Source organism: Streptomyces sp. NPDC002773 (assembly GCF_040295605.1).
GTDB lineage: Bacteria > Actinomycetota > Actinomycetes > Streptomycetales > Streptomycetaceae > Streptomyces.
This window is the reverse complement of record NZ_JBEOVO010000005.1, coordinates 18,780-31,480: the sequence shown is the minus strand read 5'-3', so window position 1 is coordinate 31,480 and position 12,701 is coordinate 18,780. Positions and strand designations below refer to the sequence as shown.

6 protein-coding genes are annotated in these 12,701 nt (G+C 73.5%); 4 read left to right on the top strand and 2 right to left on the bottom strand.

The features are described from left to right. Positions 1-62: 62 nt before the first annotated feature. On the bottom strand, positions 63-1,454 hold the full coding sequence (locus ABT034_RS08595; protein ID WP_351212717.1) for a metallopeptidase TldD-related protein: 1,392 nt from the start codon (positions 1,452-1,454) through the stop codon (positions 63-65). Next, entirely contained in the window at positions 1,451-2,974 is a 1,524-nt protein-coding gene (locus ABT034_RS08590) for a TldD/PmbA family protein (protein WP_351212715.1), read from the bottom strand. Before ABT034_RS08590 ends, ABT034_RS08595 begins: the two co-directional genes overlap by 4 nt. A gap of 200 nt (positions 2,975-3,174) precedes the next feature. Between ABT034_RS08590 and ABT034_RS08585 the strand changes: the two genes are divergently transcribed. The 4 genes from ABT034_RS08585 (at position 3,175) to fabI (ending at position 12,558) form a co-directional block, all read left to right on the top strand. Further along, entirely contained in the window at positions 3,175-9,111 is a 5,937-nt protein-coding gene (locus ABT034_RS08585; protein WP_351212713.1) for a hypothetical protein, read from the top strand. A gap of 1 nt (position 9,112) precedes the next feature. Next, positions 9,113-10,882, top strand: coding sequence for a hypothetical protein (locus tag ABT034_RS08580; protein WP_351212711.1), 1,770 nt, complete (start codon positions 9,113-9,115; stop codon positions 10,880-10,882). A gap of 190 nt (positions 10,883-11,072) precedes the next feature. Continuing rightward, positions 11,073-11,777 (top strand): 3-oxoacyl-[acyl-carrier-protein] reductase, encoded by a 705-nt coding sequence (gene fabG / locus ABT034_RS08575; protein ID WP_351212709.1) that lies wholly within the window; start codon positions 11,073-11,075, stop codon positions 11,775-11,777. Between the two features lie 4 nt (positions 11,778-11,781). After that, a complete protein-coding gene (gene fabI, locus ABT034_RS08570; RefSeq protein WP_351212707.1) occupies positions 11,782-12,558 on the top strand; it encodes an enoyl-ACP reductase FabI in 777 nt (258 codons plus the stop codon). Positions 12,559-12,701: the final 143 nt, after the last annotated feature.

Sequence of the window (12,701 nt, the reverse complement as noted above, 5' to 3'; positions counted from 1 at the left end):
TCGTCCGTCTCCCTGTGATGCTCGTGATGCCTGTGGCCAGTAGTCGTCTCAGTCTAGGTGGGTCAGACCCCCTTGCTGACCGAGCTCATGTTGAAGTCGGGGATCCGCAGGGCGGGCATCGCGGCCCGGGTGAACCAGTCGCTCCACTCGCGCGGCAGCGTCTTCTCCGTCCGACCCGCCTCCGAGGCCCGCGACAGCAGGTCCACCGGCGACTCGTTGAACCGGAAGTTGTTCACCTCGCCGACCACCTCGCCGTTCTCCACGAGGTAGACGCCGTCCCGGGTCAGACCGGTGAGCAGCAGCGTCGCCGGGTCGACCTCGCGGATGTACCAGAGGCAGGTGAGAAGCAGCCCGCGCTCCGTGGAGGCGACCATCTCCTCGAGGGAACGCTCGCCGCCACCGTCCAGGATCAGGTTCCCCGCCACGGGCGCCACGGGCAACCGAGTAAGTTCCGCCGAGTGCCGGGTGGTGATCAGACGCTCCAGCTTCCCGTCCCGTACCCAGTCCGTCGGCGCGATCGGCAGACCGTTGTCGAAGACGGAGGAGTCGTCGCCCGAGGAGTGCGCGATCACGAACGGCGCGGACTCCAGACCCGGCTCGTTCGGGTCGCTGCGCAGGGTCAGCGGCAGCGGGGAGAGGGTCTCGCCGAGCCGGGTGCCGCCGCCGGGCTTCGAGAAGACCGTACGGCCCTCCACCGCGTCCCGGGCCGCCGAGGACCACAGCTGGTAGATCAGCAGGTCGGCCACGGCCGTCGGCGGCAGCAGCGTCTCGTACCGCCCGGCGGGCAGCTCGATCCGCCGCTCCGCCCAGCCGAGACGGGTCGCGAGCTCCGCGTCGAGGGCCGCCGGGTCCACGTCCTTGAAGTCCCGGGTCGAACGGCCGGCCCAGGCGGACCGCGAGCGGTCCGGGGACTTGGCGTTCAGCTCCAGGGTCCCGTTGGGCTGGTCGTGACGGAGCCGCAGTCCCGTGGACGTACCCAGGTAGGCGGAGGTCAGCTCGTGGTTGGCGAAGCCGTACAGCTCACGGCCGCCGGCCCGGGCGCGGGCGAAGGCCTCGCCGAGCGCCGGGGCGAAGTCGGCGAAGACGGCGGAGGAGGTCTCCGCCGGGGCGTCCGTGAAGTCGGGGGACGAGGGCACGTCCGCCACCAGCGGCTGGGCGTCCTCGGCGGGACCCGCCGCACGCGCGGCGGCCTCGGCGGCCCGGACCAGCGGCTCCAGGTCGTCGGCGGTGACCGCGGACCGCGAGACGACACCGGAGGCGGTGCCCTGCGCGCCGTCGACGGTCGCGACGACCGTGAGCGTACGGCCGCGGGTGACGCCGTTGGTGGTGAGCGCGTTGCCCGCCCAGCGCAGATTGGCCGAGGACTCCTCGTCGGCGATGACGACACAGCCGTCGGCACGGGACAGCTCAAGGGCCCGCTCGACGATCTCGTACGGCTTGCTGACGCGGCTCATCGTCCGGCCTCCTGCGTCGTGTTGAGGATGTTGACGCCCCGGAAGAGGGCGGACGGGCAGCCGTGGGAGACCGCCGCGACCTGGCCCGGCTGGGCCTTGCCGCAGTTGAAGGCGCCGCCGAGGACGTACGTCTGCGGGCCGCCGACCTGCTCCATCGAGCCCCAGAAGTCGGTGGTGGTCGCCTGGTACGCCACGTCCCGCAGCTGCCCGGCGAGCCGGCCGTTCTCGATGCGGAAGAACCGCTGCCCGGTGAACTGGAAGTTGTAGCGCTGCATGTCGATCGACCAGGACCGGTCACCGACCACGTAGATGCCCCGCTCCACACCCCCGATCAGGTCCTCCGTCGACAGACCGCCCGGGTCCGGCTGGAGCGAGACGTTCGCCATCCGCTGCACCGGCACGTGCGCGGGGGAGTCGGCGAACGCGCAGCCGTTCGACCGGCCGAGGCCCGTGAGCTTCGCGATCCGCCGGTCCAACTGGTAGCCGACGAGCGTGCCGTCCTTCACCAGGTCCCAGCTCTGCGCCTCGACGCCCTCGTCGTCGAACCCGACCGTCGCGAGCCCGTGTTCGGCGGTCCTGTCACCCGTCACGTTCATGATCGAGGAGCCGTACGCCAGCTTGCCCAGCTGGTCGAAGGTGGCGAAGGAGGTGCCCGCGTACGCCGCCTCGTAGCCCAGGGCCCGGTCCAGCTCGGTGGCGTGCCCGATCGACTCGTGGATCGTCAGCCAGAGGTTCGACGGGTCCACGACCAGGTCGTACCGCCCCGCCTCGACGCTCGGCGCCCGCATCTTCTCGGCGAGCAGCCCCGGGATCTCGTCCAGCTCCTTGTCCCAGTCCCAGCCGGTGCCCGTCAGGTACTCCCAGCCCCGCCCGACCGGCGGCGCGATCGTCCGCATCGAGTCGAACTCACCGGTCGTCTCGTCGACGGCGACCGCCGTGAGCTGCGGATGCAGCCGGACCCGCTGCTGCGTGGTGACCGTGCCCGCCGTGTCCGCGTAGAACTTGTTCTCGTGGACGGTGAGCAGCGAGGCGTCCACATGGGCCACGCCGTCCGCCCGCAGCAGCCGCGCGCTCCAGTCGGCGAGCAGCGCGCTCTTCTCCTCGCCGGGGATGGAGAAGGGATCGATCTCGTACGAGGAGACCCAGGTGCGCTCCTCGTGCACCGGCTCCTCGGCCAGCTCCACCCGCTCGTCCGAGCCCGCCGCCGCGATCACCTTCGCCGACAGCTTGGCCATGGCGACCGCCTGCGAGGCGACCTTCGCGGCCCCGTCCATGGTCAGGTCGACCCCGGACGCGAACCCCCAGGCCCCGCCGTGCACCACCCGCACCGCGTAGCCGAGGTCCGTGGTGTCCGAGGAACCGGACGGTTTGGCGTCACGCAGCCGCCAGGAGGCGCTGCGCACCCGCTCCAGACGGAAGTCCGCGTGCTCGGCGCCGAGCGCGCGCGCTCGGGCGAGCGCCGCGTCGGCGAGCGCCCGCAGGGGCAGCGCGACGAACGTAGGGTCGATCTGATGGACCACGAGCGGCCTCGCTCTCGGCGATCGTAAGGCGGGGGTCGAACTGTCCCGGAAGTCAATCACGGGACGGGCCGCGGAGTCGGCGCATTGAGGTGCGCCCGCGGCACAACCCGCGCCAACCCGCCTGCTCCGTCGGCCTATTGAGGCATCGGAATAGAGCACGGGCATAGCACCCGCGTCGATCGGATGAGATGATCGACGCCATGCACGGGTGGGTGAACGGAGTCAGGTCCTGGCTGTCGTCGCTGGACGAGGACGCACTCAGATCCCTGCTGACCTGGCACCACTGCTTACGGGGCGACAAACACGCCCACACGTCGGACCGGCCGCCGTCCCCGCCCTCGCGGCGGGAACTGCACGCGGCCCGGGTGCGGCTCGCCAAGGCGCAGCAGGGACAGCTGACGAGCATCGCCGCCTGCGGGCTCGTCTGGGCGGTGAAGGCGCTCCACACCGAATACGGGTTCTCGCAGCGCGCTCTGACGGACCCCACCCTCGACGAACTGCACGCCATGCTCAGGGTGCTCGACCCGCCACTCGCCCGCTGCGCGCTGTACGGCATGCTCCTGCCCGGCACGAGCCGGCTCCCGGTCGGGCCGCTGGCGACCGAGCACGAGGCGGCGTTGCAGACGGCCGCGGACAGCAGCCCGCCGCCGGACGCGCACGAGATGGGCCGGCGCTTCGAGACCCCCTCCGGCTCCGCCTCGTCGCCCGGCTCCGCCTCCGGCTCCCCGACGACGAACCCCGAGTGTGAGGATGCCGCTCCCGTGTCCGGACCCTTACCCCTGGCCGACCTCCCCGCGTCGCTCGACCTCCTGAAGCGGTCCGGTGAGGGGCTGGCCGTCGTCCTGCGTGGTGCGGCGGACGCCGTCGAAGCCGGGCTCCTTCCCGTGGACGCCCCCGGCGAGGGGCTCGCCACCTGGACGGAGGAGCGCGAGCGGCTCGCCGCCGTGCTCGCCGCCGCGGGGGTCACCTGGGGGCCGGGCCTCGGTTATGCCGACGCGGTCGCCGAGCTGACCCGGCTGCGGGAGGCGCGGGCCGAACAGACCGACGCCCTGCGCCGCAAGGCGAGCCGCTACGCCGAACTCCTGGAGCTGGCCGACGACGAGGAGGAGGCCGCCGACCTCCGCCGCCACCTCGAACGCACCGAGACCCAACTGCGCGAACTCGGCGCCTTGGCGGGGGAGGAGGCGGTCGCCGGCCCGCCCGAGGCGGGCCTGTCGGAAGCCGGTGTCGTACGCCCGGTAGGGGTAGAGATAGAGGCGGCCGGCCAGGACCAGGAGCAGGACCCGGGCCCGAGCCCGACCCCGAGCCCGGACGCTGACCCGGGCCCCGGGCAGGAGCTCCCGTCGGGGCGGACCGAGCACGCCACCGGTGACGCGGCCGCGTTGACGGCCCGGGCCCGGGTGGGCGCCTCCGCGATCGAGGCCGTCCGCCGCGCGGTGGAACCGCCGCCCCCGGCCCTGCTGCCCGCCTCGACGACGGCGGCCACCACGACCCCGGCCGCAGCCCCGGCCCCCACGCCCGTTCCGACCGCCGCGCCCGCCCCCATACCGGCGCAGGCCCCGGCCCCCGTACCCGTACCGGCTCAGGCGCCGACCCCCGCCCCCGTACCCGCTCAGGCCCCGACCCCGGCCCCCGCTCAAGCGTCGCCCCCCGCCCCCACCCCCCTCCCCGTTGAGGACGAGCCCTGGCCCTCCGGGCTCGGGGCGGCCGACTGGGACCCGTACGCGCCGTGGGAGACCGGCGGTGAGCCGCCCGTCGGCCGGCTGCTGCGGGACGGGCGGGTCGCCGAGGCGTACTGGATGACCGTGGCCTCCCGCGAGGGTGACGTCCGGGCGCGGACCCTCGCCTTCGCCGCCGCCGCGTTCAGCTGCGTCTCGGACAGCGAGGCCACCCCCGTACAGATGGCGCACGAGCTCGACCCCGCTCTCGCCGCGCAGGACCGCGAGGCGCATCTCGTGGCCCTCGCGGCCGCCCTGCGCACCGGACTCACCGCGCGGTGGGCGCACGGCCTGATCAGCGGTTTCGTCATGCCGTCCGGGCTCACCGGGCCCTGGCAGCAGCTGCTCACCGTGCTCGTCGCCGCCGTCCGCGACGGCCGCGTCTTCGAGCCCGGCATGCTCCAGGGCAGCGCCGAGGGCCAGGAGGCCGCCACCCGCGAGGAGATCGGCCTCACCGCCCGGCAGCTGCTCGACGACCTGCCGCGCCGCAAGATGAAGTACCAGCGGGCGTCCCAGGTGCTCCAGTACCTCGTCGGCCCGTCGGGCCCGGTGCGCCACGCGCTGAACGAGGTCATCGAGTGGTCCGGCCAGAACCCCGCGCAGTACACCGGCGCGCCCGGCTTCCGCGCCCTGGGCGAAGAGCTGTGGCGGGCGGAGGACATCGACCGGCTCATCGAGGACACCGACGCCCTGTTCCGTACGTCGAAGCAGGCCAAGGAGCCGATCACCGCCGGCGCGCTCCGGCAGCTGCACACCGCCTGCCGGTCCGTCGGCGAGCTCCTCATGCGCGCCGAGGCCGCCCACGCCGCCGCCCGGCCGCACCAGGGCGTGAGCGACCGCGGCATCCCCGAACTGGCCTCGGTCCTCCGGGACGTCGCCGAGGAGCCCGCCCCGGCAGGCACGGGAGGCGCGGCGCTCGCGCTGCTGCGGTCCTGGCTCACCGGCGAGCACGTACGGTCCGAGGACACCGCAGCCGACCAGCTCCGCGAGAACGGCGGCCCCGTCCCGCCCGCCGACTGCCTCCTCCGGCTGCCCGACCTGCCCCGGGACGCCCTCGGCGACCCCGACCTCGGCGACCCCAGGGCGGCCCGCCGGATCGCCGCCCTCCTGGCGCCGCCCGACGCCGAGTACGCCCTCGTCCGCTACCTCGGTGACGGCGACCTGCACCTCGCGAGGGCGCTGATCGCGGCCGTCGAGAGCGAGCCCGAGGAGTACGGCTGCACCGACCCCGAGTGGGGCGAATCGGCCGCCCGGCGGCTCGCGCAGGGCCACGAGGACTGGCGGCGCGAGGTCGCGGAGCGCCATCGCGCGGCGGCCGGGCTGCTCGCCCAGATGCGGACGCTCAACCAGCTGGCCGCCGACGAGGAAAGGGAGTTCGTCGGCCGCCTCCAGGAGTTCGTCGACGGCGAGGAGTCGGGCCGCTACCGCTTCGCCGTGGACTCGCTGCGCACCCTGGAGGCGGAGCTCGTCACCCTCGTCGAGGACTACACCCGGCAGCTCCGGGAGAACCTCGCCCTGCTGCGCTCCCGCCCCGACCGGCCGCTGTCCGCAGGGGACCACGACCGGATCGCCCGCCTCATCGACGAGGGGGACACGGTCACGGCACAGGAGTTCCTCGCCCTGGCGACGAGCCACAAGCCGCTGCCGGCGCGGCCCGCCGACGACGGCTCCGAACTGGCCGGGTTCCTCGGCGGCGTCACCGCGCCCGACGCGCCGAAGGCCGGCGGCGAGGGCGTCGACGCCGACTGGTGGGCGAACCACTACAGCGACCCCGACGCCTCGCTCACCCCTGCGGCGGGCAACGGCCTGGAGTCGTGGGCGGCCCTCTGCACCCCGCAGGGCCGGCGCGGCGAACTGCCCCAGCACCTCTCCCGGCTGCTGCGGGTCCTGGGCCTCGACGTCTCCCCGGGCCAGGTGTCGGCCGAGCGGGCCGCCCTCGGCCAGGGCATGCGCCGCTTCAAGGTGCGCGCGCGGGTCGCCGAACGCGCCGGATACGTCGCCGCGCTCGGCTCCCGGGCCTCCTCGTACACCGTCCTGCTCATCTGGGAGGAGCAGCCCGCCGACGGGCCGCTCGCCCACCTGGAGGACGCCGACGTCGGCGCCAACATCGTGCTCTACTTGCACCCGCTCGGCCTGGAGGGACGGCGCGGCCTCGCCGAGTCCGCCCGCTCCTTCGCCCAGCAGGCCCTGGTCGTCGACTCCGCCGTGATGGGCTGGATGGCCGCCCGGGCCCCCGGCTCCTTCCGCTCGCTCCAGCGGGTGACGCTGCCCTGGGCCGCGTACAACCCGTACACGCCGTTCGTCGCGGGCCTCGTCCCGCCCGAGGTGTTCTACGGCCGCGACGAGGAGATGCGGGAGGTCATGGGCCGCGAGGGCGGCATGTTCCTCTACGGGGGACGCCAGCTCGGCAAGTCCGCGCTGCTGCGCCGGGTCGCGGAGATCTTCCCGAGCCGGGCCGACGCCCACGTCGCCGTCTACCTCGACCTGTTGAAGGCGGAAATCGGCCACGCGGAGGCCCCCGACCGGATCTGGAGCCGGCTGGTCGAGGACCTCAAGCGCAAGGGCGTCTTCAACAACAAGATGTCGGAACAGGCCAACCCCGACGTCGTCGTCCGCAACATCCAGGCCTGGCTGGACGAGGACGACACCCGCCGGATCCTGGTCCTCGCGGACGAGGCGGACGCCTTCCTCAACACCGACTCGCGCCGCGCCTACCGCGTCGGCAGCGAGTCGACGTTCCCCAACGTCATGCACTTCCAGCGCCTGATGGAGCAGACGGAGCGCCGCTTCAAGATCGTCTTCGCGGGTCTCCACCAGGTCCAGCGCTTCGGACACCTCTCCAACGTCTCCACCGTGCACGGCGGCCCCGACGTCCTCGTCGGCCCGCTCGGCACCCAGGCCGCCGTCCGGCTCGTCACCGAACCGATGGCCGCGCTCGGCCACTTCTTCGAACGGCCCGAGCTGGTCTGGCGGATCCTCGCCATCACCAACTACCAGGCCAACCTGGTGCAGATCTTCTGCCGCGAACTCGTCCGCGTCCTCCACGACCGCCCGTACACCTGGTCCGGGAGCCCGGTCCGGATCACCGAGGACGACGTCCAGAAGGTCGCCGCATCGGAGACCGTACGCCGCCAGATCGCCGAGCGGCTCCGCTTCACCATCAACCTGGAGGACCGCTACCGGGTCCTCGCCCTCGTCATCGCCCTGCGCAGCCTCAAGGACAGCTACCGCGGCGACTACTCCGCGAGCGAGCTGCTCCAGGAGGCCCGGGAGGCGTGGCCGGAGGGCTTCGAGATGCTCAGCGCCAAGCAGGCGCAGATCTTCCTCACCGAGATGGTCGGCCTCGGCCTGCTCATCCAGCTCGGCGACCGCTCCCACTTCGCCGTCCGCAGCCCCAACGTCGTCAACATGCTGGGCACCCGCGAGGAACTCGAACTCGAACTCCGCGAGACGGAATTCGGCCTGCCCTACGACTACAACCCGCACGCCGCCCGGCGCATCCTCGGCCGCGACGCCCGCCACGTGCAGACGTACAGCCCGCTCACCGAGGAACAGCTCCACGAGACCGCCCAGTCCGGCGTCAGCATCATCGGCACCACCGCGCTCCACCGGCCCGAGCTCGTCCGGCAGGCGGTCACCGCCTTCGCCGTGAACCGGGGCGTCGACGTCGTCCCCTACACCCATGGAGAGGACCTCGCCGCCCTCCTCAAGAGCCGCCGCCGCAAGGCCCATGTGATCGTCGCGGACCTGCGCGGCGCCGCCCCCGCCGAGCTGCGCGAGACCGTCCGCGCGCTGTTCGTCCACGCCGGGCCCGCCGCCGACCGCCTCGTCCGGCAGACCGAGCGGCGCAGCGGCGGCAACGAGAACCGCTCCGTCGTGGTCCTCGCCGACGCGGCCGGCCTCGCCGAACTCGCCGCCGACGACGGGCACGAGGAGCTGTCCGTACGGTGGCTGCGCCCCGAGCGGTGGACGGCGGACGCCCTGCGCGCCTGGTCGGAATGCCCCTTCGTCTCCCGCGAGGACCGCGACCGGCTCGTCGCCGCGACCGGGGGCTGGCCCCGCTGGATGGAGGCCGCCGTGACGGACGTGTCCGTGCACGGGGCGACCCTCGACAACGCCGTGGAGCGGATACGCGCCCTCATCGCGGGCCCCCGCAACATCGAGGAGCACTTGCGGCTCTCCGGGCTCGACACACGAGACCTGGACCTTCTGGCGGCCTGGACGGGCTATGTGGGGGAGGGGCAGGGCGTGCCGCGCGACGACGTGGCGGCGGCGGTCGAACTCACCGACGCGGACACCGACGCCTGGCTGCACCACCTGGGCCAGCTCGGCGTCCTCGACGAGACGCCCGACGGTTTCGCGGTGGAACCGGTGACGTACCGCGCGGTGCGGTCCCGGGCGGCCGCCGGGGAGAAGTGAGGTGACGGAGGCGGAGGCCCGCACGGCCGTGCGGGCCGTGGACCCGGGCGATCTGCCCGGGGTACGGGCGCAGTTGCGCGGTGTCGCCGCCGACCTCGCGGCCGGGCTCAACTGCCTCTGGCTGGTCACCGACGCCATGGTGGAGTCGGGCCTCGCGGACGAGCTGTACCGGGGGGCTCTGTTCGCCAGTCCGGTACGCGTGGACGTACCGGCCCCGGCGTCCCCACGCGCGCGCGAAGCGGAGCCGGCCACGGAGGACACGGCGGGGGAGGGGGAGGGGGCGGGAGAGTGGTGGGCGGACGCCGACGAGCTCCCCTACCTCGACCTGCCCGACGACGGCTTCGACCTCGACCTCGGCTGGTCCCTCGAAGGCCGACCGCCGCGCGTACCGGCGCCCCGGGAGGAGCGCTCCGCCCCCCGACACGACCCCCACGGCCTCCTCGCCCGCCTCGGCAAGGAACTCTCGGTCGACGCGGACGAGGCGATCGCGACCCTGGTCGCCCCCGAACGCACCCGCCGCCCGGTCGTCGGCATCCGCGCATGGGCGGAGAACGCCGACGACGCGGGCGCGGGCACGGGTTCCGGCGGGGGTACGGGCACGGGGCCCGGCCCCGGCACGGGAGTCGGCACCGGCACGGGCGCGCGTGGGGGAGCCGGCAGGGGTACGGGCACGGCGTCCGGCCCCGGCACGGGCGCGCGTGCGGGGGGCGGCAGCGGCGCGGGAGCCGGTACCGGGCCCGGTCCCGCCACCGGCACCGGCCCGCCCGGCGTCGCCGTCGAGCGGCTGTTCCGGTCGCTCGCCGCCGCCGTCAGGGCGGCCGGGCTGCCGCCGGGCGAGCGACCCCGGCTCCTGGTCATCGCCCGCCTCCGCGACCTGCCGGAATCGCTCCCGGACGAACTCCGGCACGGCCTCGGTGACACGGCCGTGCACTGGTGGTGGGGCGCGCTCGGCCGGCTCGACACGGCCACCGCGATCGCGCCGATCCTCGACCACGGGCCCGACACCTCCGGCCGCGACCGCGACCCGCTGAGGGAGCGGATCCGCCGCGCGGTGCGAACCGAGACCGTGGTCGAGATCTGCGGCCCCGACCTGGAGCTCGCACGGCTGCTCGCCGTGGAGTGGGACGGCTCGCAGCACACCCTCGCCGCCGCGCTCGGGCACTGCCTCGCACGGACGCACGTCCCCGCCCCGGCCGACTGCCCGCCGCTGCGGAGGATCGGAGCCCTGCTGCGGCCGGGCGCGGAACTCCGCCAGGCGTGGGCGACGGGCGCCGTCGTCTCCTGGGAGGGCAGGCTCCGCGCGCACGTGGCCGTCTGGCACCCGGTGGCACCAGCGGCCCAGGCACCACCGGCACAGGCAGCGCACGCGGCCGCGCCCGGCGACGCCGACGTCCGGGCCCGCCTCAACGCCCTCGTCTCCCAGGCCCAGCAGCGGGTCCTCGCGCCGTGGATAGAGGAGGCCCGGCAGCGCCTCGCCGTACGGGCGCTCGGCCACCTCAACCGGCCGGTCGCCGCACTCGTCGCCGAGTACGCCGACCGTCCCCCCGCCCACCTGGGCGCCGCCCCGGAGCGGGCCTTCCTGGAACTCCAGGTGGGCGAACTGCTCCGGGCCCACGTCAGCGGAGCCCTCGCCCTGCCCCCGGCCGACGCGCGGCTCCTGCGGCTCCTCGTCACCGCGAGGAACGTCCTCGCGCACCGGTCCGTGCTGTACGACCGGACACTCGACGAGCTGTGCGCCGAACTCTCCCAGGCGGACCTCCGGGCCCCGTAGGTCCGCGGAGGGCCACGTCAGGGACGGCGCCGGGCCCCGCGGGGAGCGGCGGGCGGCCGCCCCGTACCGCCTCCGAGCTGTAGGGACCCGACAGTGACGCCCCTACGCCACTGTCGGAGCTGGATTCCCCATGCCGGGGGCGTTACCGATAGGTTTTCGGCTACCAGACCGCTATCGAAAGGGTGATCCGTTGAGCCGCTCGGTTCTCGTCACCGGAGGAAACCGGGGCATCGGCCTCGCCATCGCCCGCGCGTTCGCCGAAGCCGGCGACAAGGTCGCGATCACGTACCGCTCCGGCGAGCCGCCGGAGGGCTTCCTGGCCGTCCGGTGCGACATCACCGACGGCGAGCAGGTCGAGCAGGCGTACAAGGAGATCGAGGAGAAGCACGGTCCGGTGGAGGTCCTCGTGGCCAACGCCGGCGTGACGAAGGACCAGCTCCTCATGCGCATGTCCGAGGACGACTTCACGTCCGTCGTCGACACCAACCTCACCGGCACCTTCCGGGTCGTCAAGCGTGCCAACCGGGCGATGCTGCGCGCCAAGAAGGGCCGCGTCGTCCTGATCTCCTCGGTAGTCGGTCTGCTGGGCTCCGCGGGCCAGGCCAACTACGCCGCCTCCAAGGCCGGCCTGGTCGGCTTCGCCCGTTCCCTCGCGCGTGAGCTGGGCTCCCGCAACATCACCTTCAACGTCGTCGCCCCCGGTTTCGTCGACACCGACATGACCGCGGTGCTCACCGACGAGCAGCGCGCGGGCATCGTGTCCCAGGTGCCGCTCGGCCGCTACGCGCAGCCCGCGGAGATCGCCGCCGCGGTGAGGTTCCTCGCCTCCGACGACGCCTCGTACATCACTGGAGCCGTCATCCCGGTTGACGGCGGATTGGGCATGGGTCACTGATCACATGAGCGGAATTCTCGAGGGCAAGCGCATCCTGATCACGGGCGTGCTGATGGAGTCCTCCATCGCCTTCCACGCCGCGAAGCTGGCCCAGGAGCAGGGCGCGGAGATCATTCTCACCGCCTGGCCGCGGCCGACGCTGACCGAGCGCATCGCCAAGAAGCTGCCCCACCCCGACAAGGTCAAGGTCCTCGAGCTCGACGTCTCGAACGACGAGCACCTCGCCCGGCTCGAGGGCCAGGTCCGCGAGCACCTGGGCGACCGCCTCGACGGCATCGTGCACTCCATCGGCTTCGCGCCGCAGGACGCGCTCGGCGGCAACTTCCTGAACACCCCGTTCGAGTCCGTCGCCACCGCCATGCACGTCTCCGCCTTCTCCCTGAAGTCGCTGACGATGGCGCTGCTGCCGCTGATGAACGAGGGCGGTTCCGTCGTCGGTCTCACCTTCGACGCGCAGTACGCCTGGCCGCAGTACGACTGGATGGGCCCGGCCAAGGCCGCCCTGGAGGCCACCAGCCGCTACATGGCGCGTGACCTGGGCAAGCAGGACATCCGCTGCAACCTGATCTCGGCGGGTCCGCTCGGCTCGATGGCCGCCAAGTCCATCCCGGGCTTCGACGGGCTCGCCTCCGTCTGGGACAGCCGCTCCCCGCTGGTATGGGACCTCACCGACCCGGAGCCGGCCGGCCGCGGCATCGTCGCGCTGCTCTCCGACTGGTTCCCGAAGACGACGGGCGAGATCATCCACGTCGACGGCGGTCTGCACGCGATCGGCGCGTAACGAACTCCCGTAGTCGCAGAGGGCCGTGGGCCCGCCCCTCGGGGCGGACCACGGCCTTCGCCGTTCCGCAACTCCTGCCCGACTCGAAAAGTAGCGCGAATCACCCCAGACTGGGGCAGAGCGTGAAGTTCCTGCTACTGCGG

Coding starts and splice junctions, on each gene's coding strand:
- ABT034_RS08595 (WP_351212717.1), bottom strand. CDS start 1,454: ATGAGCCGCGTCAGCAAGCCGTACGAGATCGTCGAGCGGGCCCTTGAG.
- ABT034_RS08585 (WP_351212713.1), top strand. CDS start 3,175: ATGCACGGGTGGGTGAACGGAGTCAGGTCCTGGCTGTCGTCGCTGGAC.
- fabI (WP_351212707.1), top strand. CDS start 11,782: ATGAGCGGAATTCTCGAGGGCAAGCGCATCCTGATCACGGGCGTGCTG.